The 26255-nt window shown below is 47.7% G+C and carries 41 protein-coding genes and 2 pseudogenes; 22 read left to right on the top strand and 21 right to left on the bottom strand.

Annotated features, from left to right (window positions below):
• Positions 1-41 precede the first annotated feature (41 nt).
• A complete protein-coding gene (locus RS881_RS23500) occupies positions 42-653 on the top strand; it encodes a tetratricopeptide repeat protein (protein ID WP_425476390.1) in 612 nt (203 codons plus the stop codon).
• A gap of 47 nt (positions 654-700) precedes the next feature.
• Here RS881_RS23500 and RS881_RS23505 read toward each other — a convergent pair whose 3' ends face one another.
• On the bottom strand, positions 701-1171 hold the full coding sequence (locus RS881_RS23505; RefSeq protein ID WP_315824586.1) for a cytochrome P460 family protein: 471 nt from the start codon (positions 1169-1171) through the stop codon (positions 701-703).
• A gap of 134 nt (positions 1172-1305) precedes the next feature.
• Positions 1306-1491 carry a hypothetical protein gene (locus RS881_RS23510; protein ID WP_315823321.1) on the bottom strand — a complete coding sequence of 62 codons (186 nt, stop codon included), beginning with the start codon at positions 1489-1491 and terminating at the stop codon, positions 1306-1308.
• 38 nt (positions 1492-1529) lie between these two features.
• On the opposite strand from RS881_RS23510, the gene RS881_RS23515 reads away from it, so the two are divergent.
• Complete coding sequence (locus RS881_RS23515; RefSeq protein ID WP_315823322.1) at positions 1530-1715, top strand: hypothetical protein; 186 nt, start codon at positions 1530-1532, stop codon at positions 1713-1715.
• Positions 1716-1728: 13 nt separating this feature from the next.
• Here RS881_RS23515 and RS881_RS23520 read toward each other — a convergent pair whose 3' ends face one another.
• The 4 genes from RS881_RS23520 to RS881_RS23535 all read right to left on the bottom strand — a co-directional run bounded on the left by RS881_RS23520 (position 1729) and on the right by RS881_RS23535 (position 3333).
• On the bottom strand, positions 1729-2157 hold the full coding sequence (locus tag RS881_RS23520; RefSeq protein WP_315823323.1) for a hypothetical protein: 429 nt from the start codon (positions 2155-2157) through the stop codon (positions 1729-1731).
• 5 nt (positions 2158-2162) lie between these two features.
• Complete coding sequence (locus tag RS881_RS23525) at positions 2163-2393, bottom strand: hypothetical protein (protein ID WP_315823324.1); 231 nt, start codon at positions 2391-2393, stop codon at positions 2163-2165.
• A 398-nt stretch (positions 2394-2791) separates the two neighbouring features.
• Positions 2792-3190: a hypothetical protein gene (locus RS881_RS23530; protein ID WP_315823325.1), complete on the bottom strand. Its 399-nt coding sequence runs from the start codon at positions 3188-3190 to the stop codon at positions 2792-2794.
• A gap of 8 nt (positions 3191-3198) precedes the next feature.
• Positions 3199-3333, bottom strand: coding sequence for a hypothetical protein (locus tag RS881_RS23535; RefSeq protein ID WP_315823326.1), 135 nt, complete (start codon positions 3331-3333; stop codon positions 3199-3201).
• A 43-nt stretch (positions 3334-3376) separates the two neighbouring features.
• Here RS881_RS23535 and RS881_RS23540 point away from each other — a divergent pair, with 43 nt between their 5' ends.
• From RS881_RS23540 to RS881_RS23570, 7 genes are all read left to right on the top strand, one after another.
• Positions 3377-3469 carry a hypothetical protein gene (locus RS881_RS23540; protein ID WP_315823327.1) on the top strand — a complete coding sequence of 31 codons (93 nt, stop codon included), beginning with the start codon at positions 3377-3379 and terminating at the stop codon, positions 3467-3469.
• Between the two features lie 424 nt (positions 3470-3893).
• Entirely contained in the window at positions 3894-4589 is a 696-nt protein-coding gene (locus RS881_RS23545; protein ID WP_315823328.1) for a DUF8225 domain-containing protein, read from the top strand.
• Positions 4538-5347 (top strand): DUF8225 domain-containing protein, encoded by an 810-nt coding sequence (locus RS881_RS23550; RefSeq protein ID WP_315823329.1) that lies wholly within the window; start codon positions 4538-4540, stop codon positions 5345-5347. Before RS881_RS23545 ends, RS881_RS23550 begins: the two co-directional genes overlap by 52 nt.
• Positions 5308-5598: a hypothetical protein gene (locus tag RS881_RS23555; RefSeq protein ID WP_315823330.1), complete on the top strand. Its 291-nt coding sequence runs from the start codon at positions 5308-5310 to the stop codon at positions 5596-5598. The genes RS881_RS23550 and RS881_RS23555 overlap by 40 nt, the downstream gene beginning before the upstream one ends.
• 35 nt (positions 5599-5633) lie before the next feature.
• Complete coding sequence (locus RS881_RS23560; protein WP_315823331.1) at positions 5634-6128, top strand: hypothetical protein; 495 nt, start codon at positions 5634-5636, stop codon at positions 6126-6128.
• A 5-nt stretch (positions 6129-6133) separates the two neighbouring features.
• Positions 6134-6724: a hypothetical protein gene (locus RS881_RS23565; RefSeq protein ID WP_315823332.1), complete on the top strand. Its 591-nt coding sequence runs from the start codon at positions 6134-6136 to the stop codon at positions 6722-6724.
• The gene (locus RS881_RS23570; protein ID WP_315823333.1) at positions 6691-7140 is read left to right on the top strand and encodes a hypothetical protein; all 450 of its coding nucleotides are present in this window, start codon (positions 6691-6693) and stop codon (positions 7138-7140) included. The genes RS881_RS23565 and RS881_RS23570 overlap by 34 nt, the downstream gene beginning before the upstream one ends.
• 400 nt (positions 7141-7540) lie before the next feature.
• On the opposite strand, the gene RS881_RS23575 is transcribed toward RS881_RS23570, so the two are convergent.
• From RS881_RS23575 to RS881_RS23585, 3 genes are all read right to left on the bottom strand, one after another.
• Complete coding sequence (locus RS881_RS23575; RefSeq protein ID WP_315823334.1) at positions 7541-8044, bottom strand: hypothetical protein; 504 nt, start codon at positions 8042-8044, stop codon at positions 7541-7543.
• Positions 8045-8051: 7 nt separating this feature from the next.
• The gene (locus RS881_RS23580; RefSeq protein WP_315823335.1) at positions 8052-8450 is read right to left on the bottom strand and encodes a hypothetical protein; all 399 of its coding nucleotides are present in this window, start codon (positions 8448-8450) and stop codon (positions 8052-8054) included.
• A 102-nt stretch (positions 8451-8552) separates the two neighbouring features.
• A complete protein-coding gene (locus RS881_RS23585) occupies positions 8553-8693 on the bottom strand; it encodes a hypothetical protein (protein WP_315823336.1) in 141 nt (46 codons plus the stop codon).
• An 84-nt stretch (positions 8694-8777) separates the two neighbouring features.
• Here RS881_RS23585 and RS881_RS23590 point away from each other — a divergent pair, with 84 nt between their 5' ends.
• The 3 genes from RS881_RS23590 (at position 8778) to RS881_RS23600 (ending at position 10991) form a co-directional block, all read left to right on the top strand.
• On the top strand, positions 8778-9785 hold the full coding sequence (locus RS881_RS23590; protein ID WP_315823337.1) for a molybdopterin cofactor-binding domain-containing protein: 1008 nt from the start codon (positions 8778-8780) through the stop codon (positions 9783-9785).
• Between the two features lie 26 nt (positions 9786-9811).
• The gene (locus RS881_RS23595; RefSeq protein WP_315823338.1) at positions 9812-10051 is read left to right on the top strand and encodes a molybdopterin cofactor-binding domain-containing protein; all 240 of its coding nucleotides are present in this window, start codon (positions 9812-9814) and stop codon (positions 10049-10051) included.
• A 142-nt stretch (positions 10052-10193) separates the two neighbouring features.
• On the top strand, positions 10194-10991 hold the full coding sequence (locus RS881_RS23600; protein WP_315823339.1) for a molybdopterin cofactor-binding domain-containing protein: 798 nt from the start codon (positions 10194-10196) through the stop codon (positions 10989-10991).
• A 22-nt stretch (positions 10992-11013) separates the two neighbouring features.
• Here RS881_RS23600 and RS881_RS23605 read toward each other — a convergent pair whose 3' ends face one another.
• The 4 genes from RS881_RS23605 to RS881_RS23620 form a co-directional block, all read right to left on the bottom strand.
• On the bottom strand, positions 11014-11184 hold the full coding sequence (locus RS881_RS23605; protein WP_315823340.1) for a hypothetical protein: 171 nt from the start codon (positions 11182-11184) through the stop codon (positions 11014-11016).
• Positions 11184-12020: a GMC family oxidoreductase gene (locus RS881_RS23610; RefSeq protein ID WP_315823341.1), complete on the bottom strand. Its 837-nt coding sequence runs from the start codon at positions 12018-12020 to the stop codon at positions 11184-11186. Before RS881_RS23610 ends, RS881_RS23605 begins: the two co-directional genes overlap by 1 nt.
• Before the next feature lie 17 nt (positions 12021-12037).
• Positions 12038-12802 (bottom strand): FAD-dependent oxidoreductase, encoded by a 765-nt coding sequence (locus tag RS881_RS23615; RefSeq protein WP_315823342.1) that lies wholly within the window; start codon positions 12800-12802, stop codon positions 12038-12040.
• 73 nt (positions 12803-12875) lie between these two features.
• Positions 12876-13070 carry a hypothetical protein gene (locus tag RS881_RS23620; RefSeq protein WP_315823343.1) on the bottom strand — a complete coding sequence of 65 codons (195 nt, stop codon included), beginning with the start codon at positions 13068-13070 and terminating at the stop codon, positions 12876-12878.
• A gap of 531 nt (positions 13071-13601) precedes the next feature.
• Between RS881_RS23620 and RS881_RS23625 the strand changes: the two genes are divergently transcribed.
• The 4 genes from RS881_RS23625 (at position 13602) to RS881_RS23640 (ending at position 15635) form a co-directional block, all read left to right on the top strand.
• Positions 13602-14264, top strand: a complete 663-nt coding sequence (locus RS881_RS23625) for a class I SAM-dependent methyltransferase (protein WP_315823344.1) — start codon at positions 13602-13604, stop codon at positions 14262-14264.
• A gap of 138 nt (positions 14265-14402) precedes the next feature.
• On the top strand, positions 14403-14780 hold the full coding sequence (locus RS881_RS23630; RefSeq protein WP_315823345.1) for a DoxX family protein: 378 nt from the start codon (positions 14403-14405) through the stop codon (positions 14778-14780).
• A 132-nt stretch (positions 14781-14912) separates the two neighbouring features.
• Positions 14913-15410: a hypothetical protein gene (locus RS881_RS23635; RefSeq protein WP_315823346.1), complete on the top strand. Its 498-nt coding sequence runs from the start codon at positions 14913-14915 to the stop codon at positions 15408-15410.
• A gap of 84 nt (positions 15411-15494) precedes the next feature.
• Positions 15495-15635, top strand: a complete 141-nt coding sequence (locus RS881_RS23640; RefSeq protein WP_315823347.1) for a hypothetical protein — start codon at positions 15495-15497, stop codon at positions 15633-15635.
• A 139-nt stretch (positions 15636-15774) separates the two neighbouring features.
• Here RS881_RS23640 and RS881_RS23645 read toward each other — a convergent pair whose 3' ends face one another.
• The 6 genes and pseudogenes from RS881_RS23645 to RS881_RS23675 all read right to left on the bottom strand — a co-directional run bounded on the left by RS881_RS23645 (position 15775) and on the right by RS881_RS23675 (position 20769).
• The gene (locus tag RS881_RS23645) at positions 15775-17004 is read right to left on the bottom strand and encodes an RNA polymerase sigma factor (RefSeq protein WP_315823348.1); all 1230 of its coding nucleotides are present in this window, start codon (positions 17002-17004) and stop codon (positions 15775-15777) included.
• 5 nt (positions 17005-17009) lie between these two features.
• The gene (locus tag RS881_RS23650) at positions 17010-17366 is read right to left on the bottom strand and encodes a YciI family protein (protein ID WP_315823349.1); all 357 of its coding nucleotides are present in this window, start codon (positions 17364-17366) and stop codon (positions 17010-17012) included.
• A gap of 301 nt (positions 17367-17667) precedes the next feature.
• Complete coding sequence (locus RS881_RS23655; RefSeq protein ID WP_315823350.1) at positions 17668-18270, bottom strand: dihydrofolate reductase family protein; 603 nt, start codon at positions 18268-18270, stop codon at positions 17668-17670.
• Between the two features lie 62 nt (positions 18271-18332).
• Complete coding sequence (locus RS881_RS23660; RefSeq protein WP_315823351.1) at positions 18333-18656, bottom strand: NAD(P)H-dependent oxidoreductase; 324 nt, start codon at positions 18654-18656, stop codon at positions 18333-18335.
• A 182-nt stretch (positions 18657-18838) separates the two neighbouring features.
• Positions 18839-19389 (bottom strand): annotated as a pseudogene (locus RS881_RS59895) (SDR family NAD(P)-dependent oxidoreductase); the annotation flags it as partial.
• 525 nt (positions 19390-19914) lie between these two features.
• A complete protein-coding gene (locus RS881_RS23675; protein ID WP_315823353.1) occupies positions 19915-20769 on the bottom strand; it encodes a sensor histidine kinase in 855 nt (284 codons plus the stop codon).
• A 165-nt stretch (positions 20770-20934) separates the two neighbouring features.
• Here RS881_RS23675 and RS881_RS23680 point away from each other — a divergent pair, with 165 nt between their 5' ends.
• On the top strand, positions 20935-21567 hold the full coding sequence (locus RS881_RS23680; RefSeq protein WP_315823354.1) for a response regulator: 633 nt from the start codon (positions 20935-20937) through the stop codon (positions 21565-21567).
• A 45-nt stretch (positions 21568-21612) separates the two neighbouring features.
• On the opposite strand, the gene RS881_RS23685 is transcribed toward RS881_RS23680, so the two are convergent.
• Together RS881_RS23685 and RS881_RS23690 are read right to left on the bottom strand one after the other, a co-directional pair.
• The gene (locus RS881_RS23685; protein ID WP_315823355.1) at positions 21613-21810 is read right to left on the bottom strand and encodes a hypothetical protein; all 198 of its coding nucleotides are present in this window, start codon (positions 21808-21810) and stop codon (positions 21613-21615) included.
• A gap of 91 nt (positions 21811-21901) precedes the next feature.
• Positions 21902-24081, bottom strand: a pseudogene (locus tag RS881_RS23690) (TonB-dependent receptor).
• Between the two features lie 215 nt (positions 24082-24296).
• Between RS881_RS23690 and RS881_RS23695 the strand changes: the two are divergent.
• From RS881_RS23695 to RS881_RS23715, 5 genes are all read left to right on the top strand, one after another.
• A complete protein-coding gene (locus RS881_RS23695) occupies positions 24297-24479 on the top strand; it encodes a hypothetical protein (protein ID WP_315823356.1) in 183 nt (60 codons plus the stop codon).
• Between the two features lie 14 nt (positions 24480-24493).
• Positions 24494-24982 (top strand): histidine kinase, encoded by a 489-nt coding sequence (locus RS881_RS23700; protein ID WP_315823357.1) that lies wholly within the window; start codon positions 24494-24496, stop codon positions 24980-24982.
• Between the two features lie 82 nt (positions 24983-25064).
• Positions 25065-25463, top strand: coding sequence for a GHKL domain-containing protein (locus RS881_RS23705; RefSeq protein WP_315823358.1), 399 nt, complete (start codon positions 25065-25067; stop codon positions 25461-25463).
• 6 nt (positions 25464-25469) lie between these two features.
• Positions 25470-25961, top strand: a complete 492-nt coding sequence (locus tag RS881_RS23710) for a LytR/AlgR family response regulator transcription factor (RefSeq protein WP_315823359.1) — start codon at positions 25470-25472, stop codon at positions 25959-25961.
• Complete coding sequence (locus RS881_RS23715) at positions 25844-26197, top strand: LytR/AlgR family response regulator transcription factor (protein ID WP_315823360.1); 354 nt, start codon at positions 25844-25846, stop codon at positions 26195-26197. Before RS881_RS23710 ends, RS881_RS23715 begins: the two co-directional genes overlap by 118 nt.
• Positions 26198-26255 lie beyond the last annotated feature (58 nt).

Below are 26255 nucleotides of genomic sequence, written 5' to 3' on the forward strand. Positions count from 1 at the left end.
GCTTAATTCAACGACATCTACACGGAACCTGGGCTGGCTTGGTGAATCTTGTTTTTGGTGTATATTTCAGCCCAACAGCTATTATCCATGGGTACCCAACAAACTGTTTTATTCGTCTTACTGGTCTTCTTTTGAGCTCCTGCCAGTCAACCAATGAGCAATTATTGTACAAAGCCAACCTGCTTAGCCAGGCAGGGAAGTTTGATCAAGCCATTGATATCTATACGGTGGTAATTAAAAGCAATGACCAAATACAGTTGGCCTGGTACGAAAGGGGCCTGGCTTACCAGGCAACCAGGAAATATGGTCAGGCGCTGGCAGATTATGACCGGGTGATGGCGCTTAAAACCCAGGATACCCGCTATGGTGGTGAGGGATCAAAAATGCAGGTCAACTTTAATGAGGCTTTTTTTCAACGGGCGCAGGTTAAATTTTATGTGGACAGTCTGGAAAGCGCGTATGCAGACTTTCAGACGCTGCTTGTCAGCAATTATAAGAACGCCAGTTGCCTGCTTTGGCAAGGCGCCATACTGGTGAAAAAAGGCGAACAAGATTCAGCTTGTCCCTTCTTTATCAAAGCGAAAACATTGGCTGCTACTGATGTGGAAATACAACAGTCGAACGAAGCGGTAAGTGTTTATTGTGGACAATAACGCTTTCAGTCATTGCTACTGGTTATCGTAATACAGGCATTCCTTAGTTAGTTCCTCAACACGCTGAATACAAAACCGGCTTGTTGGGTATGACAGGTATAACATTGGTTTTTGGCTGCCGTGGTTAAGAGTCTTTGCGTATGGCTATCGCCTTTAAATTCTTCATAACCCCATCCTCCGGTGCTGGCATATTTGAGGCTGTCTTTTACCATCACATCTACATGGTTTCTGCCAGCTTCCAGGGTATTGCCATTTTCCTCTTTCATGTCTATTACATCAAATACCAATATGGAGCCATTGGGAAAATGCCCGGTAGTATAGCCCTGCATGGCTAAGGCATTGGCATAAATGTGGTGAAAGCCGCCATTGAAGCGGAAACCTGGATTGGAGGGGCCCACGAGGCCGGTTTTTACGTGGGTCCACATCCGGTACCCTTCAGGGTAGGGCACTTGGGGATCTTGTGTCTTTTGCTTAAAGCTAAAACTAACCAGGGTAATGAGTGATGTCAAGACCAACATCACCAGAACACTTTTGTGTAATAAGGTGTTTTTCATGGCTGGAATAGGTGAGCCATGAAGATATTGACGAAGGCCAATCCCTAGCGGTAAAATAGACGGGCAACCGTTTCCGTGGTACAGACAGAACGGCCTAATTATCCGCGCTTTCTCCTGGCGCTTAAATACTGCCGCAGCGGTGTATCATACCACTTCATCACCAGCCAGGCAAAGCCGGTCAGCAACAGGGTGCCGCCGATGATAACCCCTGTTAATTGAGCGGTACCCGGTTTATGGCTGGTGTAGTAACTGGCGAATATCCAAATGAAGGCGTAATGCGTCATGTAGAGGGGTAGGATATTTTACCCGCAAACAGGCAGAGTTGCCGAAGCCAGGGCTTACTGCTTGCTCCAGCACCCAGGGCGATGAGCAAGGGAAGAACAAGATGACCACCAGCGGTTCTGTTAGCCAATTCCATGGGGTAGCAGGCATGACAAAAGCCAGGAACAACAGGGCCGACAAACCAATAAACCCGATCCTGGTTTTAATGATCCAGTGGGAACGGTAAATGAGCAGGCCGGCTAAAAAGGAAAAGCCAATACGGGCGCCGCCATCCCAAAATTGTCCTTACTCCATCCGCCCAATAAGTTGCCCGCGCGGTAACTTACCATACCCAGCACCATAGCAGCCACCAGGGTTAGTACAATAAGGAGGCGGCGGCTGATCTTGTGTAGTACCAGGGCATAAATAATATTGGCCACATATTCCCAAAACAAAGACCAGGCAGGGGCATTTAAGTTGAATAAGTTAAAATACCGTTCGGCCAGGATGGGGAAGGGGATCATTAACAGGGAAGTAAGGGTGAGCAGGATGATCTGACCGGCTCCCTGGGTTGGTGGCTGACTGGCAAAAGGGTCAAAAAGAAACCCTGCCAGGCCCAATATAGTACCCATGATCACCAGTGGTTGTAAACGTATGAGCCTGGAGGTAAAGAATTTCCGTAACCCCATTGGGGCTATGCGGTCATCATACGCATAACCAATGACAAATCCCGATAAGCAAAAGAAAAGTCAACCGCCAGAAATCCATGACCAATAAAGTTTTGATCAGGGGGATATACTACTTCCATAAAATGAAAGATCACGATGGCCAGGGCGGCGATGCCCCGCATGCCGTCGAGTATTTCAAAATGCTGTTTGGTCTTTAGTAGGTCCGGGGTGGCTGGCTGCAAATTGATCATGGTCATGGGTCCGAATCGCTGATGAAAAGTTAGTAATGATGCCTGGCCGGGTTATTATTTTTGCCGGGCAGTAAAAGGGACTAAAGATAAGGCCCGGCAGGTAAATGCAGGGGTTTAAAAACTCCGGACTACCAGCCCGGAGTTTAATGTTGATTGTATAGATGAAATTCAATGTCGTTGAATTAGGGTGTAATATTGCCTGTCTGCTGTCAGTCAGCGCCTGTTGAAGGCGGTTTCAACAAGCTCCTTTAGCCCAACGCCTGGGTCTGTAGCCGGAGGCTACAAAATAGCCTCACTCGCCAGAGGCGAGCGAGTGCGGGAGTTAAGGTGAGTCTCCCTGCAGCCCGGCAAAGCAGCGCGGCAGGGAGGCCCACCTTTAAGGGGGCGGTAAACTCAATCAGACATTATTTAACTGCCGCTACATTGTCCTCCTGATCGGCATCCAACAAATAACCCATTGGGTCAAGGGACACCACCGCAGGTTTTTTATTGACCACCAGGGTGAGCAAGGTGCTTTCTTTTGTAAAATGATGGGGAGCCAGGTACAAGGGTTGGGTACGCTTGTTCCATTGACTGGCCGGCGTATCATATACGCCTATGCTTATTACATCATCCGGCATTAGCGGGCGGGTTTTACCTCCAGATTGATCTACTTTTCCAATATGTACTTCAAGTTGTAATTTGAATTGACCATTGGACAACGAATCGCAGCGGATCACCTGCACGCTGTTGTTGTACTCAATGACTTGCTGAAAATATTCATCCACCAGTTTGGCCTGCGTGGGAGTAGCCACGGCTTTCAACTGCTGGATCAGTTGGGTTGTTGTGGCTTTGTTATTTCGGGGTCTACACCCAGCCAGATGGTGGTAATGGGTTGAGCCGATTCATTGCGCAACCGGTAGTGACCCTGTACGGTATATCTTCCTTCGGCAGGGTAGAGGTCCACACTAGTGCGTATTCACAAATCGTATATCCTTAATAAGCAGTATGTGCACTATTTTGAGGGCAATAATATCCGTTTAAAGAATGGAAAAGAATTGCCACTCGGCAAAACCTATAAGCATGTGGTGAAGTTGCTGTGATGATGCAGGGTATCCAGCAAACTGGTCTTACCCGTACCCGGTCCGCTTGTTATGACACAAAAGTTGTCTTTTGTATAGTCAGGGCATCTAAATTATCCACTTTATGCATAAACGTAGTATTACTATTTTTTATATTCGGCAAAGCGTTTAATTTCACATCCTCAACATTCTGACCTACGCTATTCCGATAGCTTATTTTTTACTTCCTCTCTGATTAGCTGCACACTGCTATGAACTGCTGGCCTATCCTTTCAACCTGGTATTTTTATTTGTAAACCAATTCAATTGTATTGTATGACTACTCTTACCAAAGAGAAGGACGGCAAAACCGTTGCTTCTAATGCTGCAGCATTCAGTTTTTGCCTCCCGGCAATATCGACGATTTCCCTGGTGATCCTATATTACACCAGGAATTGCTGGACCTATGGAATCAAAACCTGACGGGATTCACCAACCAGGCCATTATTGGCAGCACCTGGAACATGATCAATATGCCGCCCACCCCAACTATTACAATCCGGCCAATACTACCCCCAATGCCCCGGTATATGGGGCTGGTATCCCCTGGATCCCTTTCCCCGGCAGGTTTACTACTTATTATGGTCCCAACTCCACTACACCATTGAGTTCAGAGCAAATGCTGGAGTTGGGCGATACGGGTTATTATACCGGCAAGGGTAATAAAGTGACCTTCCCGGAGATCACGCAAGTGCCCTGCACTGCTTTCCAGCCTCAGGCTTTTCCTCCTGATGGCCCTTGCGGTTGCTCGGGCAATCCTTCCAATATGATCCCATACGGCCCTTATGGACCACGTGGATGGCAGGATGAATATTGCGAGTGGTCGGTAACCCGCAATGCCAATAAAGAAATTACCCGTATTGACTTTACCTGCGAAAACCCGGAATATTGGAATACGTTGTGGATGGTAAGTCCGGATAAAGTACTGGCGATCTATAAACAAACGCTGGGCAATCCCAATATCAAAATGGAAGACCTGCAACTTACTTATCAAGGCAATGTTGTAAACGATCCCGGTACCGGCCGGCCGGCATACAATCCACTCAATAAATGGAATACCGGTACCGTTACTACGGCTACCGGGGAGGGGCCATGCACCTGACCAGCACACCCAATAGTTTGCAAACAGAAATTGGCCTGGGTGCTTTTTCAACTGTTCCACGCCTTCCCGTATCGGGCAACAACAATATACAAACCCTGCTGTGCAGCGCCCAATATGGTCAGTATGGCCGCCACAGTGATCCCAATATCGGATCGGGTATCAATTCATTGGCAGCGGCGGGTAATGCGGTGACCCTCTTCAATCCGCCGGGTCTCTACATACAATTGCCTGCTAACCTCAATGCCGAGTTTTATATTGATGGCGTGAATGATATCACCCCTTATTTTAAAGTAACCCGTGGTGGTGAACCGGTAGTGGTGAAAGATCCTACAGGCCAGGAAACAACCTACTACCTGAACCTGCACCTCACTGTAGAAGCCCCCGCTGGCAGTCCGGCTCTGAGTCAGATGCAGGTGTCCAATTCAGGTCCCCTGGTATGGGCCGGACAGGTTGCCCAGAAAATGACCATGGCCATCCTGGCATCCTATTATGCTACCAGCAAGCAAACAGCCTTAGCCTGCTCTGCTTCCATACCCGACGGTTCGCCAAGCCTGCACGCACAACCCTTCCAGTTATTCCAGCGCGATATATTTGAGGCCATGCTGAACACGCCCATCGCCAACCCGGTTAATTTTTCCATGAGCCTGCTGAGCAATAGCACTTTTGTGCCGCCGGTATTATCACGAAAAGCCGTGTCGGGTCCATTAGCCGGGGGGATATGGTGCTCACCTATTATCCTGTATCGTTTGATGCGGTAAAGCCAGGCGACCCCAGTACTTACCCCACGGTTACCTTCGATGACCCGAATGTCACTGCCGTGGTCACCTCCGTATCGGGCCCCATCACCTATGCAGTACCGGGCAACAGTTATCCGGGACAGGCATTGGCTGTTGAGCTCACCGTTAAAATTGACCCGGCCACGCCCCTTGGTTTGAAAGGCGTACGCGTCACAGATGCAGGTGAAACAGGAGCAGGGCCATTCATGCCTGCCCTCCTGCGTATCAAATAACCCATTTGTTCATTTAAAACATCTTCACATGAAATATGGTTCTCCTCTGCGTCCCCTTCCGCGCAAGCGGAGGGGCGGGGAAGACCCGGTTGCTATTGATCATTACCAGCCTCTTACTCCTGGTATACCTGGGCTCATTGGGCATCGGGAAATGGCAACAGGTCTCCTTAACAAGCATACAACAACCATCATCTCCTGCCATCAAATATTGTATCACTTCTGGTACGGATACCGTACCATTTACCGGTCTGATGCCACGGGATGTTGGCGGGCGTTATGTGCCCGTGGCCAATAACCAGATCGATATCAACAGCCTGGCCTGGTGGGACTTTGTATCGCTCAACTGGAGTACGGCCGGCGAAAGTTATTTTGGTAAGCCTTACGATACCCTGAACCCTGTTGTATGGGAAACCTATATCACCGAAGAACAATTGTTCCCGCCCGGTGGTTCGGCCCCACCTTCCTGGAATATCCTCACATCGGCCAAAAACGGGTACTGCTCAATGGCAGGAATACTTTTACCAACCTGAAAGTATTGCATGCCGATAGTAAATTCTCTGATGAGTTCCTGAGCCGGGGATTTGATTCCACCATCATCGACAGTAACAATGCCGGGCAACCTGCCCCGGGCAATGCACCCAGTTGGCTGGGAGCCCAGAATAGTACCAATGTATGGTATGAAATACGGCTTAACCGCGACTTGTACAATTATGTGGTACAGCATAAATTTTACAATGCCAATAACCAGCTGGCCTATGTACAAAAGGGCACCCGCATCAACCTGCCTTTTGGTATTGCCAATACCGATACGGTAGGCGCGCAGGAATTGAAAGCGGCCTGGATGGAAGTAAATGATATCAAAAATCCCAAATGGGCAAGGTATAAGCTGACCAAAGCCATTGTACAGGATATGAATACCGGTAAGTACCGGCAAACCATCCTGGCCCTGGTAGGATTGCACATCCTGCACAAAACCCAGTCGCAGCAAAGCTGGGTATGGGCTACGTTTGAGCAGGTAGACAATGTGCCCAATCCGCAGGCGGCTCCCTGCGATACCTGTACCTATAATTTCAATGATCCTGCATGTGCCAGTTGCCCAAACAATCAACCCCCAGTTATTATCTAAAACCAGGAGGTCCGGGACCGAAGCCTATACAGGTAACCCGGATCAATTACCTCGATCCCAATGCTACTGCTATCAACAATACCATTCAGAATTATATTAAAACCAATTTTCCCGGATCGGTTTGGCAGTATTACTCACTGGTAAATGTAATATGGTCACAATCGAGCCCCAATAACCAAACCAGCTTGTATAGGCCATTGTACACCGACTACCTTAGTTTGCCCAGCACTACGGTAGCCAATACCACGCTGGAAACCTATGCACAAAGGACCACCTGCTTTACCTGTCATAAAAATGCTACGATTGCAGGTTCGGCTACCTATGCATCCGATTTCAGTTTCTCACTGGGTGCAGCTACTTCACCAGCGCTATTAAAGGAAAAAAATGCAAGATTAAAGATGCTGCTAAAAAGGTAGGGTTTCTTTCGCTTAGGCAGTGGGAACAGGGGATAGAGACCATTTCTTTTGTGATCCGCTCCAAAAGAAATGGTCTTTTCATTTATTACAGGAACTGCTCCAGTTCCCGTTATTGGCAAATACCCTGAAGAGGGAAAACCTATTATATACCTGCCTTCGAGTGGTTTAATAATGCCTGCCGGTTTTTGTTCACCTTGCATTACTTTGAATACAAGGGTAGGCTGTTGAGCAGTTAGCGTGAGGGCCAAAAAGATGCAGCATGATACGGATACAATATTTCTCATATACAAGAATCAGGGTTAATTCCTGCACAATATACAGCCAGCTTTATTTTAACACACAACAGTTGATACCTTTAAGTGCATTTTAAGACCAGCAGCCGTTTAGCTTACTGAAGGCATTAAAAGGGCAATCCCTGGTGTACCAGCTCGCGCCAGCGTTGCCAGGATTGTTTATCCATCACCCGGTTGAGGGTATAGCTCCAATGGGCGTTGCCCACCAAAAAGTTTTTCTGTTTATCCAGCACAAACAATACCTCATCTGCTTTCATCAGCAATAGGCTCACTGGCCCCATATTGAGCCGGTACACTACTGCCTGTGGATGGGTAGGTGTACCTTTCTCAATAGACCAACTGCCTGTGCCGGTACGCATGCCCATGCCCCAGATCTTATACTGGGTAGGATGGCCGGTAACGGCGTCTGCATACAAGGTCAAAGCTATCTTACGTTTGATACATGCTTCGGAACCGGTCATCTCCAATACAGCCATTATTTCCTGGCAGGGAGTTCTGCCTTCATAATAAGCCAGTGTAACCGATCCAGGCGGGATGGTGTCCTGCAATATCTGCGCCTGTACGACAAGCATACTTGAAATCAGGAGAAGGACAAATAGTATCTTTTTCATAGTACTGTTATTGGGCAATCCGGTTAAGGGTATAGCTTTGAAAAGGGTCACCCCGCATAGCGTGTCCCTGTTGATCCAGCAAATGGAGCAGATCGTCACTCAGTTTTACAAAACGCAGGATTTTATTGGGGCTACCGGCATCCAGTTGATAGATCACAGAACCGGCTAAAGAACCTGTTCCCTCCCGGATGCTCCACTTGCCGGATGCCTCATTTTTAGTGCCCGGCTTTGAATAGTTGTTATCCGGCAGGATATAGGAACTGTTGCCGCTAATCCGGAAGGTGGTTGGCTTTTTGGTATTGGGGTCACGCAGCAAGGTGAGCTCCCATTCTACCAGGGCGCAATCGGTATTGGCAGCAATATGATGTATCGGTCTTATATGCTGACCACAGGGGGTGGTGCCCACAAATACTTCCTTCAGTTGACCATTGGTTTCCTGTACACCGGCCGTACAGCTATACAGGGAAAAACGATCAGGGCAGATAATAGCAATGACATAATATAAAAATTAGTAGGTGTTTCTGAAAGAGCGACAGGGAGTAGAGCCACTGAATACCTTTCGTAAGGGTTTACGCGGGCCAGGGTCGGCAGCGGCAGCCTTGCCGGTCATCAAGACAAAAGCCGCTATGATGTAGGTTAACAGTTCCATAATGATAATTATGTTTAAACTTACACAAAGCGTAGGATTGGAAGATTATTGCTACATGTAATGCAATAAATTCTTGACGAATGGATGGGCTATTGCTTAAAACAGGATAACCGGGCGACCGGTTGTGCACACAATAGAAGCATTAAAATGGACAAACCTAACCGGGTAAATCGCAGGGATTTTCTTAAAACAGGTGCACTGGCCGGTGGAGGACTGTTGATCTCCTTTTCTATTCCCGCCCGGGCCAGGCGTCTCCTATCGGCAACATCAGCTCCAAAGGAGATGGTTCCCAATGGGTTCCTGCGTATTGATGAAGACAACAATATACATATTATACTTACCAAGGTGGAAATGGGCCAGGGTGTCTGGACAACTTTGCCCATGTTGGTTGCGGAGGAATTGGATTGCGACTGGAAGCATATTAAGGTGGAACATAGCCCGGCCGGTAAGGAATATGGAGACCCTGTTTGGGGGCAAAGCACTGGAGGTTCCACTTCCACTTCGTCCGAATTTGACCGTTACCGCAGGGTAGGGGCCACTGCCCGAGTAATGTTGGTAGCCGCCGCTGCCAAAAGGCTTGGAGTGCAGCCTGCCGATTGCAACACAGAAAATGGTTTTGTAATAGCAGGCGACAAACGCATTAGTTATGGAGAGGTGGCCACTGAAGCATCAAAATTACCCATACCCTCCGTAAAGCTCCGTGAGCCGGCGGAATGGAAACATATCGGTAAATCGCATAAACGCCTGGACAGTCATGAAAAGATAACAGGAAAGGCTATATATGGTATGGACATTCAGTTCCCCGGTATGCTGACTGCCGTTGTAGCCCATGCGCCCGTATTTGGTGGCAAGGTAAGATCATTCGATGCTGCTGCTGCAAAAGCGGTACAGGGCGTGCGTGCAGTAGTGCAGATACCTACAGGGGTTGCTGTGGTGGCCGATCACTATTGGGCGGCCAGATCCGGATGCAATAAACTGAAAATTGAATGGGACCTGGGCGTCCATGAAAACATCGACAGCAACGCCCAACTGGAAGCCTATCGCAAGTTATCCAAAACGCAAGGCCCTGTCAGTCAGCAAAAGGGGATGTAACGGCCGCATTAAAGAAAGCTGTTAAAGTGGTAGAAACCGAATTTGCTGTTCCTTACCTCGCGCATGCGCCCATGGAACCGCTGAACTGTACGGTAAAGATTGATGAAAACGGCTGTGAGCTATGGGTAGGTAATCAATCACCTTCCTTGTATCAATCCATTGTAGCTACCTTGTTAGGCCTTAAAGAGGAACAAGTCATTATCCATACACCATTTATTGAGGGAGCTTTGGCAGAAAAGCCTCTTTTGATGCAGACTGGGTTGTAGAAGCCGTACACATTGCGAAGGCAAGCGGCCAATTTATCAAACTGGTATGGTCACGGGAAGATGATATCCGGGGAGGATATTACCGGCCGGTTTACCTGCACCGGGTGATCACCGGCATAGGAAACGACGGGCTTCCCATGGCATGGGAACATCATATTGTAGGGCAATCACTTTTGCCAACACCCCATTGGCCCCGGCCATCATCCACAATGGAATTGATTATGGTTCCGTGGATGGGGTGAACGGTTCTCCCTACTTAGCTTCCATTCCCGATCATTCTGTACAGTTGCACACTACTACCGTGGGTGTTCCGGTTTTGCCCTGGCGCTCCGTGGGAAATACACATAGCTGTTTCGTCATGGAATCACTGATCGATGAATTGGCTGCCATGGCGTCAAAAGATCCGGTGGAATACAGGCGTACTTTATTGAAAGGGCATCGGCGCCACCTGGCAGCGCTCAACCTCGCTGCTGAAAAGGCCGCCTGGGGCAAACCCCTGCCCGCGGGCCGGTTCCGGGGAATAGCTGTTCATGAAGCTATGGGCAGTTATGTGGCGCAGGTGGTGGAGGTATCCCTTGACAAAAGAAAAATTAATATTCACCGCGTTGTCTGCGCCATTGATTGCGGGTTGGCCGTAAATCCTGATGGCGTGCGGGCGCAGATGGAAAGCGGTATTGTATTTGGGCTTACGGCGGCACTGTATGGAGAGATCACCCTGGAGCGGGGACGTGTGAAACAAAGTAATTTCCACGACTACCGTATGCTTCGCATGAAGGACATGCCCGCTGTAGAGGTATTCATTGTACCCAGTACAGAGCCAATGGGCGGTGCTGGTGAACCAGGCGTACCGCCCATTGCTCCTGCATTGGTCAATGCGCTCTTCGCTGCTACCGGAAAACGAATTCGCAGGCTGCCGGTAAAAATCGCCGACCTGGGTTAACGCTTCCTTTTCTATCCTTTTCCTATATACGCCCCGGTCCGGTTGCTGGCTGGTCTGTTTCAATATCGGTAAATGAATACTTTCCCGGTGTACCAGCTTTTCCCAGCAACCGCTCTGAGAATATCTTGGCCAGTGTATACAAGGATTGCATGGGATTGGCTCCTACCGAGGTGGGGAACATACTGCTGTCCATCAGGTACAGGTTGGGTATCTCTTTTTTGTTTTATAGTTCCAGATCTTTTGATTGATGGATGTTACCGAAGTATCGGCACTGGTGCCCATTTTATTGGTTGCCTGCAGGTGGGCCGAAGTGAGTATGGTGCGATTGGGGATGAACTGGATATTTTGCTCCACCAGGTCGGCTTGTTTGATGTCGTTAAGGTAAGTACCCACCATGGGATTGAAATTGCTGAGCTTTAGTACATTTTCATTGGTAGGGATGATCACCTGTTTGGCGCCGGCCATAAACATCATGCGGATGGCAATACCCACCCCAATGCGAAGCCGTTGTTTATCACCATCACTAAGGTTATAATTCAGGATCACTGCTCCTGTGTTATCGAGTTGTATCGAGTTGGAGTCGGAAGGCGTATCTACCAGCATCACCCCAAAACCTACCGACCGGTTGAACTGGGTGATCTGTTTGTATACATCCAGTCCACTGCCGGGTATCAGGAGAGCGCCATAGGCCGGCAAAGCGCCCATCGTTTCAAAGATAAATCCGGGTGTTACGCCAAAGGCTTCCAGGAAGGTAGCACTATCAAGCCCCTCCAACAGGTTGATCGTTTCCTCAAACAATCCGATCAGGGGCATGGAAGGGTGCAGGATGAGGCCCTTGCCAATCCTGGGATTTTGTAAGGCTGGCTGCGTTCTCCACGAATTGAGCAGTATCCTGGCCGAACCAATGGTGCCGGCCGATAAGATCACATTTTCGGCATAAATAGCGGCTGTATTACCAGCGGGTATTTTCAATCCACAGGGGTCAACAATGGTATTGCCATATTCCGTCCAGGGGGCATTAAACAACAAAGAAGCACCAGCCGCTTTTACACTTCCATCCGTTCCTGTAGAAGTAAAAGCAATTGCTGCACGGCGGCATCGGGTATTACACTCAATGGGTTGTTGTTGCTGTTGTCTTCCGCCGCCTTCAGGATGAGTTCCCGGGCAGCATCCCGTTTTTGGGTAACCGGTGAGGGGGACAGTAATTGCGGGAAGCGGTTGAGGTGATACAGGGAGGGATCAGCGCCAAATGCATTGGCGCCATCCCATAAAGCGCGGTTATCGCGATTAAGCTCCGATTGAGTTACCGCCCGGGTACCAATGGCATTGCGCACCCACTGATAGGCGGCCGAAATGCGCGATTGGGTATAGAAACGGCCATCCAGCCATCCTTTTTCGATCCAGTTGGCCAGCCTTGATTGAATAGTAGCTTCCAGTGGCGAAAAAGCCAGGTCGATATTCACAGTGGTTCCTCCGCCCATGGCCTGCCCACTGCGTACGATCACACTGTTATTGGCGGTAGTGGCCGTATCATTGGCATACATGAGTTTGGAGTAACTCATGGTATTCATAGAGCCCCATACCACCCAGGGCCCTTGCTCAATAAGCACTACTTTCTTTTTGGCTTTTTGCAACTCATGGGCCATGGTGGCACCGGCCGGACCACTGCCAATAATGAGGTAGTCAATCACCCCGGTTTTAGCCTTGATCACTTTGGCATGGGCATCATACGTAAGCCAGCTGGAGGAAGGCAGCTTGGGATAATTGATCTGCGAATACACAGGGGTATTGCTCACAAAAGTGGTGGGCACCTGGATGCCGGTAAGCGGCACCGCGAGCGGAGGTCCCAGATCACCGACAAAAAAGCTTCCCGGATGGTCATCGCTATTTGAGTAGACAGCGGGCCTGCGGTACCCTCAAAAAGAAACCCAGTACCTGCGAGGCCTGGTCCATCGTTAGTCCACCCATACCATTGGCCACTTTAATGAATGCCTTTATAGCCGGATTGCTGCTTTGTTGAAGCTGTGGGTAAAAAGGCAACTGGGTGGGGTAGGTGAGCAGGGTAAGCAGGTCGAGCAATGGATTCTTTTGCTACTTACTTCCTTCCAAAAACCAGCTTGCACCTGCTGGGAAATAACCCTTATTTCGGGCAGTGCCCTTGGCGGAATAGGTAACTGGTTGATGGGGAACCATAAATTATAGAGTACATCGAAGGTGTTATTAATGGGATTGGCAGCGGCTGATTTGCCGGCTGCTTTCTTTTTAGCTGCTTTTGCCATGGGATGGTATTTAATGATTAAGAATTAAATGAGATTTGTCCAGAGGTGACACCTTTACCCTTGCGAAACAGGCGAAAGGTGTCACCTCTATCCACGGTAACGGTTATTACCAGGGAATAGCAACGGTAGGGTAACTGACTATTTGGTTGGAGTGAATGAAATGAGGTACCTTAGTCATGGAGAAGTGAGTGGTTTGAACGGTACGGTGTTCCATTGGAAAGTTACAACAAAAAGTCTGAGTATATCTACTGGAATAGCCCCGTTGTTGTACCGGTTGTGTATATTGGGGACCCAATTCCCATTTAATAGGATAAATTAATTGTTGTTGTCTATGATGCGTACCTTATTGCTGACGGTAATCCTTACTCCTTTGTTGTCTTCAGGACAAGTTAAGAAGAGCATGTTGTCAACTATTCAGGTAATCAAACAGGCAAGACTGGATACCATGGTATCAGTGATCGATATTGTGCCAGGTGATGTGGTGGCAGATATAGGAAGTGGGAACGGTTATAACCTGGTGAGGCTGTCTAAGTATTTTCCACCAGTTAAGTATTATGTTGAAGATATTGATTCCATCAGGTGCAACAGGAAAGTGTTTGCCCGGATGATCAAAAACTTTAAAGCCGATATACCGATCGACAGCTTCGTATTCTCCTATGGCACTTTCAGTACCACGGGGCTGCCCAGGCAACATTTTACCAAAGTACTAATGATTGCCGTAGTGCATGAGTTTGATGAAAAAGCGTCCATGTTTGCAGATGTACGCTCCCTGTTGAAGCCAGGTGGGTTGGTGATTATTGAAGAACCGCTGGTGCTGAAAACCGTTGCCACAGACAAAGGATGCAACAATCCTTATTTAACAGAGCCGGCCCTGAAAAAGATCATTGCTGATAATGGGCTTCAGATCATAGAAGAAAAATACATTAGGGATATGGGTAGTAATAAATACCGGAAGATCTTTAAATGTGTCCCAAAGACCCTGCAACCAGCCTGAATTTCACCTGTTAGTGCCCTGCGAGAAGGCGGCAGGTGCCGGGTTTTCTTATTATATTTGATTACTATCATCAATACCTGGTACCTAACTTCGATGGGGTAATGAAGGCCCTCAGACAATGGTAAAAACGTTCTGCTTATGAAAGGATTCAACAATACATTCGTCCTGCGCGTGGCCGTAGCCATCATTTTACTGATGCATAGCATTCCCGGCATCTTCAACAATGGCATTAATGATTTTGGTAATCTATACCTCAACCAGGCAGGTTTTTCTCCCCTGGGCGTACCCATTGCCTGGGCCATCAAAATATCCCATATTGTATGCGCCGCCTGTTTCCTGATCAATAGATATATCAAACCCGCCGCCCTGGTGACCATCCTGGTGTTGATCATGGGCATTATTATGGTGCATTTCAAAGAGGGTTGGTTTGTAGTGGGTGGGGGCAGGAATGGCGTTGAGTTTAATTTCTTATTGATCTGTGTATTAATAACCTTTCTATTCCCTAATAACCGGTAGATAAATGAAGTTTAGTCACAATAAATCCTGGGCCTGGTTGGAGAAGACGTTAGCGTCCGAACTGCCTGCTAAAGACGTTTGGAGTTAGCATTATGATAAGCTTCTCATCTCAGCAAATGATAACCACCTGCCATGAATAAAATACTGCTACTTATCCTCGCCTGTTACGCTTCACATATTGTTTGTGCACAAGACGTAACCGTCGTCAAAACCAATAATCTAAAGGACCTCGCACCAGCCAAAGATTTTGCTTTTATTGAACCCAGGACGGATTCTGCAACTTATAGTTTTGTGGCCACCTATTCGGTGACCGGCCGTAAAAAAAAGGAAGCCAATATCACCAACCTGTTCTATAAAATTGCCGGGCAGGCAAAGAAGGATGGCGCTACCTGTTTTAAATTGAATGATTACCACTACAATGACTCGACCAATGAGCTTACCCTGACATTGGATACGTATTACTGGAATGATTCTATCCGGGTAGTGAACTTTGAAAACCATGAAAAGAATGGCATCTACATTTTTGGTGGCGAAAGAGCCAGTGACGACAATACCCTCACGTTTAAAGTAGACGATGAAAAAGACCATCCCTTCAGGCACCTATTACAAACTGGTGAGAATAGATGGTAAAGAAGTAAAGGTCAGTAAAGGCGGATTTTCGGGCATGACCCTCTGGTTTGGCAAGAAGGGGATGAACCCACCGTTTTCTATACCATGACAGGGCTCGGCATAGGAGGCGGTCAACTGCCGGCCGGGGCCATCGGCATGTCCTTCAATACCGGACGGATCCATAAGGTGCCTGGCGACCTGGGGCATTTGCTGACGACGATCCTGAAACCGGCAAATAAGGAATAGCGGAAGGTAATTTACTTATAATCAACTATTTATTGTGGTATTGAAAGCAGGATACTGCCTTCAAAGGCACTGTACCCAAAGTGTTTTGTACTAAATGTGTATAGAAAAAATAACCCCGCAATATAAAAACTACACATTTTCACAAACCATCCAGCTTCTTTTGAATGGCCTGCCGCTCGGCATCCGTACGGGCTAGTAGGAATGCCTGACCGAAATGTTGGCGGGCAGTTTCATTGTTGATATGGGAGTAAAGCTCACCCAGGAGGATATAATAAAAGTGATGGCGGGTCAGTTGTAATTTTTCGGCTTCGGCAATGGCCGCTGGCTTACCCTTTACTTTGGACAGGGCATAGGTGCGGTTGAGGGCCGCAATTGGTGAATATTCAATTTGCAAAAGCTGGTTATAGAGCTGCATTATACTGTTCAATTTATCAGCACTGTCTTGCTTTTGGGTATTCCAGTAGGCGATACCTGCTTCGAGGTGGTAACGGGAAAGGGTATTGCCCTGGGCGGCGCAGCGCAGAAAATAACCGCCCTTGCTCACCAGGTCGGTATTCCAGCGATCGGTATCCTGCTCATCATAGAGTATCAGTTCGCCGGCGGCATTGGTGCGTGCTTCAAAACGCGATGCATGAAAGCACATCAATGCCAGCAGGGCATTTACAGCCGGCTTGTTGGTGCCGGGATGCTCCACCAGCATGGTGCACAAACGCATGGCCTCAAAACAAAGTTCTTTGCGCAGCGTATGGTTTTGCCCCAGGCTATAATAACCTTCATTGAATAAAAGGTAGATGGTTTTCAATACCGTTGACAGCCTGTCGTCGATAGCAGTTGCGGGAGGCAGGGCGATGGGGATCTTTTCTTCGCGCAATTTTTCCCTGGCCCGGAACAGGCGCTTATTGATGGTTTCCTTATTGGAGAGAAAGGCATCGGCTATTTCTTCAATCCCAAATCCGCAGAGAATGCGCAAGGATAATCCTATCTGCGCTTCGGTAGGAATAACAGGATGACAAATAGCAAACATCATTTGCAGCTGACTGTCGTTGATGTTTTGCTGCGACAGGTCAATATCCTGCTCCGTCATGCCTGTTCCGGCTGATCTGATTTCGGGGCCGATCTTTTTATCAAATACGGCATGGCGTTGCAGTTGGTTCCTGGCTTTGTTCCTGGCTACATTGTACAACCAGGCGACCGGATTGGCAGGAATACCCTGCACACCCCAGGTTTGCGTGGCCGTAAGGAATGTATCGCTGGCCAGGTCTTCAGCCATTTCAATTTGCTCAAACCCAAAATGCCTGCAGAGTACGGATACGATCTTCCGGTATTCGGTCCTGAATAAATGCGGTATCAATTGGCCATTGTCCTTCATACAACCTATCCGGCATTGTGTACTTTTACTACTTTCCTTACTTCCACACTGTTGCCCTGACCTTGCAGGATGGGGCATGCCTGGCCCATGGCCACCGCCTCTTCAAAGCTATCGGCTTTTACAATGATAAAACCGGCAATGGATTCCTTGATCTCCGCATAGGGGCCATCAGTGACCACATTATCAGGCTTCAATACCTTGCCTTCGGTACTCAGACTGGTACCTCCGCCAAATTTGTTCTGTGCGGCAATGCCACCTACCCAATCCTGGTATTGTTTCATGTATACCTGTAGCTGCTCGGGCGAAGGCTGGGCTTCACGTGTAATCAGATCCAGGCGCATCAGCAATAAATATTCATCCATCGTTATTGGTTTTAAGCTGCTTTAGACTACTGTCCGGTCTGTAGCCGGAGGCTACAAAATCACCTCATCCCGCCATGCGGCGGGAAGGCGAGCGAGTAAAGGCGTCACCAGCCAGAAGCTGGCGACTGAGGAAAACATCAATAGAGGTGACACCTTTCCATTGCTTCGAAAGCGAAAGGTGTCACCTCTTTCTGATAAAGGTGAGTCACCCTGCGGCGCTGCCATGCTGGGCAGCAGGGTGTCCCACCTTTTGTCTTCCTTGCAAACGAAAGGTGTCACCTCTGCTGATTGTAAATGTAACTTAGTTTTTCAAGGGCTGGTACGAAAGCAGTACCACGCCACTATTGAATACCCGGTGATGGGTAAGTTGCAGGACCAGCTTGTCACTGATCCCTTCCAGTATGGGCGAACCCTGGCCCAGGGCCACCGGGTCGATCATAAACTGGTACTCATCTACCAGTCCGGCACTGGCCAGCTGGCGTAAAATGCTGCCACTGCCCAAAATAGTGATGGATTTCTTCGATTCCTTTTTCAGCTGGCCAATGGCTGTTTCCAGGTTGCCCTTAATGATCCGGGTATTGTTCCAGCTGGCCTTTGGCAGGCTGCGGGAGATGACGATCTTTTCCGACGCATTCATGCCTTTGGCTACCCCGGGCATGGATTCCAGGGCCTGGGGCGTGGGCCAGAAGCTGGCCATCATTTCATACGTAGTACGGCCAAAGAGCAGGATACTGTTGGATTGGAGGCCCTCATTGGCATATTCACTTTCTTCCCCGCCGTGTTGGTGCCAGCTGATGTCTTCGCCAGGCCCTTTATAATACCCATTAAGCGTAAGGAACTGAAAGGATGATAGTTTGCCCATGTTGTAGGTTTTAATCGTTGAATAATCGATGTATATACCCATAACAAATGAGGTGCCTGGGATTGGACATCCGTCCAAAACTATTTTTACCGGTTAATAAGGGCTTACTTCAAGGGGCTGTTCTTCAAATACCTGCTGCAGCCTGGTTTGCCCCTTATTCTATTCCTTCTCCCGCTGTTCAGGGGATATCTGGCCGGTCCGTAAACGATTTGTGGTGGTAATACATATATGCCGGGCATGGTAAACCACCAGAGGGGAAATTGCCAGATCATCAGGTCACACCATTCCACTTTCAACCCTTCGGCCTCAACGTCTGCCGCAAAACTGCCGGTTTCGGTAGCATGCAGCTCTTCCAGCTGCTGTTTGAAAAAAGTAGTATTCCGCAAGCGGGTACAATTCTGGCTGCCGGATACCGGGTTAATGCCCATGGCATAGATACTGTATAAACACTGCTCAATCCACTATGAACAACAAAGCGCGCGGACTACACAGCATTCACTGTTGTCCGCGCGCTTTGTTACTGACTATTTGGTTAAGAAAATTTTTGCCAGGCACCAGGGTGGGCCACTCTAATGCCCCATTTACTACCTGCCACTTGCTACGCACAATTCTACAGCACACTCAACCCGCCATCGATGACCGCGGTGGTGCCGGTAATGAATTTACTTTCTTCACTGGCCAGGAATACGACGAGCTCGGCAATTTCCCTGGGTTCGGCATAACGGCCCAGTGGGATGGTGGCTTCCAGGTTCTTCTTGGCTTCGCCGCCATGGCCTGGTGCAAATCCTTCTTCCAGGGAACGCATCATGCGGTTGTCGACGGGGAGGGGTGAACAGAGTTGACCCTGATCTTCCGGGAAGCAGCTTCTGTGGCCGCCGCCCGCATAATACCCACCACGGCGTGTTTGCTGGTAATATAGGCGCTTACGTTGGGACTGCCATTGATACCGGCCACTGAGGAGGTGTTGATGATACTGCCGCCATCGTTCATCAGGGGCAATACATATTTAATACCCAGCCAAACACCTTTTACGTTTACGGCAATCACTTTATCAAAAACCTCTTCGGGATATTCGGTGATGGGTTTTACCACGCCTTCTATTCCGGCGTTATTGAAAAACACATCAATTTTGCCAAATTGTTTTACCGCTGCATTGGCATAGCGCTCTACATCAGCCGATTTAGTGACATCTGCGGCAGCATACGCTACATTTTTACCCCTAACTCATCCGCTGTCTTCTTCAATTGATCTTCATTCATATCTACCAGGAATACTTTCGCGCCATTGTCGAGAAAAAGCCTGGCGGTGATCTTTCAATACTGCCTGCAGCACCGGTTATTACGACCACTTTGTTGTCTAGTCCTCTCATTTTGCCTACAATTTAATAGTTAAGTAATACTTCTATTAGCTCAAAAGCAGGTATAGTCCAGGTATTGCATAGATTACTGCAACACTTCGGCGGTAAAAGGCCTGTGCGGGGCAATAGGTTGTGTGGGTTGATCGGGAGGTTGCAGGGCCTGCAGGTTACTTACAAGTAGCGGCAGCTGGTGATTTGTTGGCAGCCTGCCGGGAATTGCTAAGGTAGTAACTAATTGGTTAAGACGGAGAAAAACCTGCCCGTTTTGGCTTATCCGGGCAAATAAATGCCGGGCCTGGCCGTGGATAAATGAGGAGGAAATAGCTTGTTTATAGCGGCAATGGAACAGAGAAGGTAAACCGCAGGCAACCGGCGTCATTCTTTTCAATATGCATGGGCTCATTGTAGATCTTTTCCAATCGCAGCATGGTATTGCGCAATCCTATGCCTTTGCCTTCCATCAGCCATTCTACCGGGCCGGTGTAACGGGCGCCGGTATTGCTGATGCATACCTGCAATTTGTTGTCCAGCAAATGGCATTGGATCTTAATAATGCCGCCATTAATAGCCGGACCAACACCATGTACAACAGCGTTTTCAATGAGTGGCTGTAGTAGCATGGGGGCAATTTTTGCCTGCATCACTTCCTCACTGGCATCGATAACCACCTGCAGCCTTTCGCCAAAACGCTCTTTTTCAAGTTCCAGGTAGGTCTTAATAAAGTGAAGTTCCTCGCAAAGCAATACCTCATCTTCTTTGGTAGCCTGCAGTGCATACCGGAAGGTATCGGCCAGTTTGGCAATCAGTTCGCGGGTTTCTTCCTGCTGCGGCGGAATGCTGGCATTGATCCTGTTGAGGGTATTAAAGAGAAAATGAGGTTGTATCTGTGCTTTCAATACCTGCACATCGGGTTGATCGTTGAAGCGTTTAGGGCCTGTTTCGTTAAAAGATATGGTAGCCGCCGGTTTCCGGGCAGCACAGGCACGCCGGATAGCCAGCCTGCCCAGGCGGCTGGTAAGCCACCAGGATAAAAAGACCAGTAGGAACTTAACGAACAGGTCAATAATATCGGACAGAAAATTAATAGAAGGTATGCCGGTATTGAAGAGCAGCAGGGATACAAGCAACACGCTAACCACTTCTGCTGCATGCAGCAATAAGTAGGTGATTGTTGTTCCAGCCATAGCTCCTGTTAAAGTTTTCTTCCCGGGTAATATCATGGTACACTAAAATCTTGTACAAAACTATTGACCCCATATCTTTATTTTCGCAGAACAAATACCTGTATTTGAAATTGAGTAGTACTACCTAGTACCGGTAGAAAAGAACCAACACAAGAGGAGGTAATTATGACAAGTATCAGCCTGGTAGATGATCACCCAGCCATATTGAACGGACTGCGTATGATCCTGGCCGCTTTTCCGCAGATAAAGATATTGGGTGCTTATACCGACGGTAATCAGCTGATGGCTGGCCTGGCGGCGGACCTGCCCGATATTATACTGATGGATATTCAGCTGCCTGGCGAAGATGGGATCAGCTTATGCAAAAAGGTGTTGACAACCTGGCCAACGCTGAAAGTGATCGTTTTTACCAATTGTAATGAACGCCATTATGTAAAAAGCATGTTCCAGCATGGTGCTTCGGGCTACCTGTTGAAAACGGCCGATGCAGCGGTCATTATAACAGCCATCGAAGCAGCCATGGCTGGTGAACAATATCTACATGATGAACTGAAGGAATACATGCTTCAGCAACTCATACCCGGTAAAAACAGATCGCCATACCCCTCACTTACCAAAAGGGAAAAAGAAGTAATAGCGCTGATCACTCAGGGGCTCAGTAACCAGGAAATAGCCGCTAAGCTATTCCTAAGCGTTCGTACAGTAGAGAACCACCGGTTTAACCTGATCCAAAAGCTGGATGTGAAAAATACAGCCGCCCTGGTGAAGAAAGCCATTGAAATGGGCCTGGTAGAGTAAGCGGCGAAAACCTCAATAGGGAAATCCAGGGAGAGGTTCCCAGCATTATTTTATCACCCGCTCCCTTTCTTCCCTCGATCCGTTGTTTTGCTTTCTAAGCCCCTTGGAATTGTTACTGCCCCATGACCGGGTATAGGTAAGCCGGAAAATAGGACGGGTACGGGACTCCAGGTCCAGGCTAAAATGATTTTTAAGAGAAAAGGCTTCCTGAGTAAGCGCACCGAAATAGTTATTGATGTTCATCGTCATAAATACATCAGATACGGATAACAGGAAGCTCCCTTTATTGTTTTTCAGGTCTTTTTAATGCCCACATTTACGGATCCAAATCCATCTACTTTTTAGAGCCATCAAACGAAGCGCCATTATACCATCCCGATAGCTCGGCCGACCAGCCCTGCGGCAGTTTAAAGTTTTCCGATCCATACACATTAAAGCCGAAATAACTTTTCTTCAACTTCTCTGCAGTATGTTCCAGTTTGAACTGACGTAGCCCGCCGGCAAAGCCATAATTCATATTCCACCATTCATTAACCTTGAATGGCAGGTTCGTTTGGAATGTAATGTTGTTTTGATATTGGAGATTTTGCGGGGAAACGTACATCAACTCTCCCGACGGACTGGCTGTCAGCTGGTAGCGTGCAATGGGTTTGTAGTCCCGGCTAAAGAATACCGAGAAAGAATACTGTTTGTAATTGTATCCTACCCTTATAATATTGGTAATAGTTGGTTTCAATAAAGGGTTACCGGTAATGACCGATGCCGCATCGTTGTAAGTTACAAAGGAGGCCAGGTCATTATAAGAGGGCCGGCTGATCCGCTTGGTATAGGATAATTGCAGTTCGGAATGTTCGTTCAGTTTTTAGAGAAGGTAATATTGGGAAACAGCTTACTCAGCTTCCGGTCAATATTGGTACCTCCTTTGGAAGAACTGTCCATTTTTGTACGGGAATATTCATACCGGGCGCCAATGGTCATTTTAACAGTAGCACTGAAGTCTATATTGGCAGAGGCATACACCGCCCCGATCTGCTCCTTTACGATCATGTCGTTGTTGGTGCCATTCCTGTTCACCCACTTGTTGTCCACCAGGCTTTCGATACCCGATACGCTCGAACTGCGGGTATAGGTACCCTTGGCCCCGGTTTCCAATTTTACTTTTTTGCTGATCTGTTTGCCATAGTCGAACTTAACAACACCCACATGAATGTCGGTATTGGCGAATCCCTTTTGAGAAGGGGAGAAGATGCTGTCATTATCCGTTACCGCTGGCTTACTATCCTTACCCGTAAAATGGCTCTCGATGGTGGTAGGGTTGTTGTTCTTATAATAGAGGTAATCCAGGTCAAGGTTGAGCGTTTCTCCTTCCCGGATCTTCTTTTCCAGGTTGATACTGCTGATCAGGTTGTTCCACCGGTTGGTGCCGTCAATACGGGCATCCATCACCAATAAGGAATCGGGTAAAATGGTAAACTCGCCATGGTTAACAATGCTGCTGGCATTGTGGCTGCTATTGAAAGTGAGGTTGGCGCCAATGGTTGTCCTGGGATTTAACCGGGTGCCAAGTCCCAGGGTTATATCGTGGCTGTTTTGTGTGGGGCGGGTAGTGCTCCAGTAATTCACCGTTTCGGGACCTCCTAATATGGGTACATCCTGGTAGGCATCGGCAAACCAGGTATTGAACGACTTATCATGTGAAAAGGTATAAGCCAGGTAGAGGTCCAGGTTGGCTGTGCTGTGCGAAATATTGGCACTTACGGTTCCTTTTTCCCGGCGGCCATATCCGGCTGTCAGCGACATATTGCCGTAAGTACCCGCCCGCTTTACCTTCTTTAATACGATATTGATCATCCCTGCACTGCCTTCTGCATCGTACCGGGCTGGCGGGGTTGTCAACAATTCTATTTTCTCAATATTGTTGGCGCTCATGCCATTGAGGAGGGATACTACTTCCGAGGATGAGAGGCGCAATAGTTTGCCATTTAGCATCACCATTACGCCATTTTTGCCATTCAGGGCAATGCTATTGTACTGGCGGTCAATGAATACACCCGGCGACCTTTCCAGCACCTGCAAGGCCGAACTGCCCTTGCTTAGTATACTGCTTTCCACATTTACCACCATACCGTCGGCCTGCTGTTGGTACAAAGGTTTATTGGCCTTGACCACAATGGCTTCCAATTCCTGGGATTCCCTGTCCATGACCTGCGTGCCCAAGTGTTTGTTTCTGTCGGTGGTGGCCAGGATGATGGTGGCAGAATGATAGGTTTGAAACCCGACGGCGGTAAACCGGATAAAATACTGACCTGCATCGACCAGGTTCATTACATATTCTCCCGAGTCATTGGTAAGACTGCCTTTTTTGAGGCTGCTGTCTTGCAGGTTCAGAAGAAGCACATTGGCTCCTGGAATCGGCCGGGCGTCGGCTGTCATGATTTTTCCTGTAATGCTGCTTTGTCCAGTGACGCTCGTGGACAAAGCAAGCAAAACAAGATATAGGAACAGTTTTCTCATAGTAAGGTGGTTAATGATAGTTGAGCAGCGATGCACAAGTTGTGCAGGATTGTGCAAAACGCGAAACCTAAATGACAAGAGGGGCCATTTAATTGATGAAATACATAGTTTCAACAAGTATGATTTATAGGAACGATTTATGCATTGATCCCTGATAAATTGCTATAATTTTGTATATTCATGGTCGATAGAATGAGCACATTAAACCTTAGTACATGAAATCAATAGCCTACCATAATGACCTGCCTCAAAACTGGTGGTCGAGGTTCAAACTATACCATATCCCTTTCTGGTGTTTGTATCATTATATATGGTGGACGGTGGCCATGGGTGATCCCTTGCAATCGGCAAAAGCCATTTTGTTTTCTCCTTTCACTGCTAAGTTTGTTTTTATGTAGCTGTTCAGGCGGCCGTGGTATATTTCAACCTGTATTTCCTGATGCCGGTATACCTGGAAAAAAATAAGATCGCTAAGTATATTACTTTCCTGGGGCTTAGTTTGTTTTGTGCAGCAGCATTGATCATTCCGGGTTATTATGTAACTGCCTGGTTGGCGGGCAAGAGCATGGCCGGGTTGTTTGGAGCCCATACCAATTATTTCACCCACTTTCTGATTACGAATACTATTCCTTCTACCGTGGCCGCCATGACACTGGCCATGAGCATCAAACTCACGAAGAATTGGATACAGACCAAACGGAGGCAACAATTACTGGAAAAAGAAAAGCTGGAAACCGAACTGCAGTTCCTGAAGTATCAGTTCAATCCGCATTTCCTGTTCAATACCATTAACTCTATTTTTTTCTTATTCATAAGAACCCCAATATGGCTTCGGCCTCACTGGCTAAGTTTTCTGAACTGTTGCGGTACCAGCTCTATGAATGTAATGATACCCAAATAGCATTGGACAGGAGATCACTTACCTGGAAAATTTTATACAGCTGGAAAAGCTACGGCAAAACGACAATGTAACCATTGCCTTGATGATCGATAAGCAGCAGGTGGGCCACCTGGCCATTGCTCCTTTTGTATTAATGACCTTTGTAGAAAATGCTTTTAAGCATGTATCCAAACATACGGATAAGCCCAACTGGATTATGATCACCATGTCACTGAACCAACGGCAACTGCATTTCTCCATTTCCAATAGTACGGCCGATGATACATACACCGACATTGTCAATTATGGTGGTATTGGCTTGAACAACGTACGGCGCAGGCTCGATCTTTTGTACTATGGTAATTACCGTCTTGACATACAAAGTGAGCAGGATAGTTTCACCGTAACCCTGGATATGGAGTTATCGGAATTTGTAGTTTTTGAGCCTGCCAGGAAAACAGCCTATGCCCCGGCCCCTGATACCAAAGGCCATAATAAATAATACAGCATGTTAAATTGTGTGATCGTTGATGATGAACCGCTGGCCCGGGAAGGAATGGCCAATTATGTGAAGGATGTTGCTTTCCTGCAACTCGTAGATACTTGTGTAAACCCTGTTGAGTTGGGAAAGTTGTTGAGCGAGAAAAATATAGACCTGATCTTTCTGGATATTCAAATGCCCAAAATGAATGGCATTGATTTCTTACGGGTAGTGCAAAAGCCTCCCATGGTGATCATTACCACTGCTTTTCCAGGATATGCCCTGGAGGGTTTCCAGTTAAATGTACTGGATTACCTGTTAAAGCCCATTACCTTCGACCGCTTTCATAAAGCCGCTAAAAAGCCAATGACTATTTTGAATTGTCCTCCCGCGCCGCCCAGATGGATGATCATAAAAACACACAGACGCAGGATTATTTCTTTATCAAGTGCGGGAATAAATACGAGAAAATTCAATTTGCCGATATCCTCTATGCCCAGGGATTACAAAATTATGTAACCATTTATACCACGAAGGGTAAATACCTCACCCTGCTGCACATGAAAAAGCTGGAAGAGAATTTTAATCCCCAGTCATTTATCCGCGTACACAAATCCTTTATCGTTTCCATCAGTAAAATAGAATCCATTGACGGGAATGAGTTGGTGATCTCCTCCCATCGCATACCCATTAGCCGCAATTACCGCGACCAGGTCATTAAGCAGGTAGTAAACAATAACCTTTGGATTAAATAGCCCTGACTTCTTAGTGGACCGTTTTGTCCATACTGGCCAGTTGTCTGAGGTAGATCAG

This window comes from Paraflavitalea speifideaquila, from assembly GCF_032395985.1.
GTDB classification, from domain to species: Bacteria; Bacteroidota; Bacteroidia; order Chitinophagales; family Chitinophagaceae; genus Paraflavitalea; species Paraflavitalea speifideaquila.

Bases quoted from the DNA above. Each gene is read 5' to 3' on its own strand.
- RS881_RS23660 (WP_315823351.1), bottom strand. From the start codon at position 18,656: ATGGGCATTAACCCGGTATCCGGCAGCCAGAATTGTACCCGCTTGCGG.
- RS881_RS23505 (WP_315824586.1), bottom strand. From the start codon at position 1,171: ATGTTGGTCTTGACATCACTCATTACCCTGGTTAGTTTTAGCTTTAAG.
- RS881_RS23630 (WP_315823345.1), top strand. From the start codon at position 14,403: ATGAAAGGATTCAACAATACATTCGTCCTGCGCGTGGCCGTAGCCATC.
- RS881_RS23625 (WP_315823344.1), top strand. From the start codon at position 13,602: ATGATGCGTACCTTATTGCTGACGGTAATCCTTACTCCTTTGTTGTCT.
- RS881_RS23685 (WP_315823355.1), bottom strand. From the start codon at position 21,810: ATGAACATCAATAACTATTTCGGTGCGCTTACTCAGGAAGCCTTTTCT.
- RS881_RS23575 (WP_315823334.1), bottom strand. From the start codon at position 8,044: ATGAAAAAGATACTATTTGTCCTTCTCCTGATTTCAAGTATGCTTGTC.
- RS881_RS23675 (WP_315823353.1), bottom strand. From the start codon at position 20,769: ATGGCTGGAACAACAATCACCTACTTATTGCTGCATGCAGCAGAAGTG.
- RS881_RS23525 (WP_315823324.1), bottom strand. From the start codon at position 2,393: ATGACCATGATCAATTTGCAGCCAGCCACCCCGGACCTACTAAAGACC.
- RS881_RS23600 (WP_315823339.1), top strand. From the start codon at position 10,194: ATGGGAACATCATATTGTAGGGCAATCACTTTTGCCAACACCCCATTG.
- RS881_RS23655 (WP_315823350.1), bottom strand. From the start codon at position 18,270: ATGGGTATATACATCGATTATTCAACGATTAAAACCTACAACATGGGC.
- RS881_RS23680 (WP_315823354.1), top strand. From the start codon at position 20,935: ATGACAAGTATCAGCCTGGTAGATGATCACCCAGCCATATTGAACGGA.
- RS881_RS23550 (WP_315823329.1), top strand. From the start codon at position 4,538: ATGGAATACCGGTACCGTTACTACGGCTACCGGGGAGGGGCCATGCAC.
- RS881_RS23705 (WP_315823358.1), top strand. From the start codon at position 25,065: ATGATCGATAAGCAGCAGGTGGGCCACCTGGCCATTGCTCCTTTTGTA.
- RS881_RS23695 (WP_315823356.1), top strand. From the start codon at position 24,297: ATGAAATCAATAGCCTACCATAATGACCTGCCTCAAAACTGGTGGTCG.
- RS881_RS23560 (WP_315823331.1), top strand. From the start codon at position 5,634: ATGGTTCTCCTCTGCGTCCCCTTCCGCGCAAGCGGAGGGGCGGGGAAG.
- RS881_RS23710 (WP_315823359.1), top strand. From the start codon at position 25,470: ATGTTAAATTGTGTGATCGTTGATGATGAACCGCTGGCCCGGGAAGGA.
- RS881_RS23640 (WP_315823347.1), top strand. From the start codon at position 15,495: ATGACAGGGCTCGGCATAGGAGGCGGTCAACTGCCGGCCGGGGCCATC.
- RS881_RS23555 (WP_315823330.1), top strand. From the start codon at position 5,308: ATGGTGCTCACCTATTATCCTGTATCGTTTGATGCGGTAAAGCCAGGC.
- RS881_RS23650 (WP_315823349.1), bottom strand. From the start codon at position 17,366: ATGGATGAATATTTATTGCTGATGCGCCTGGATCTGATTACACGTGAA.
- RS881_RS23605 (WP_315823340.1), bottom strand. From the start codon at position 11,184: ATGGACAGCAGTATGTTCCCCACCTCGGTAGGAGCCAATCCCATGCAA.
- RS881_RS23510 (WP_315823321.1), bottom strand. From the start codon at position 1,491: ATGACGCATTACGCCTTCATTTGGATATTCGCCAGTTACTACACCAGC.
- RS881_RS23715 (WP_315823360.1), top strand. From the start codon at position 25,844: ATGGATGATCATAAAAACACACAGACGCAGGATTATTTCTTTATCAAG.
- RS881_RS23585 (WP_315823336.1), bottom strand. From the start codon at position 8,693: ATGGAACTGTTAACCTACATCATAGCGGCTTTTGTCTTGATGACCGGC.
- RS881_RS23520 (WP_315823323.1), bottom strand. From the start codon at position 2,157: ATGGGGTTACGGAAATTCTTTACCTCCAGGCTCATACGTTTACAACCA.
- RS881_RS23545 (WP_315823328.1), top strand. From the start codon at position 3,894: ATGGAATCAAAACCTGACGGGATTCACCAACCAGGCCATTATTGGCAG.
- RS881_RS23590 (WP_315823337.1), top strand. From the start codon at position 8,778: ATGGGCTATTGCTTAAAACAGGATAACCGGGCGACCGGTTGTGCACAC.
- RS881_RS23635 (WP_315823346.1), top strand. From the start codon at position 14,913: ATGAATAAAATACTGCTACTTATCCTCGCCTGTTACGCTTCACATATT.
- RS881_RS23645 (WP_315823348.1), bottom strand. From the start codon at position 17,004: ATGAAGGACAATGGCCAATTGATACCGCATTTATTCAGGACCGAATAC.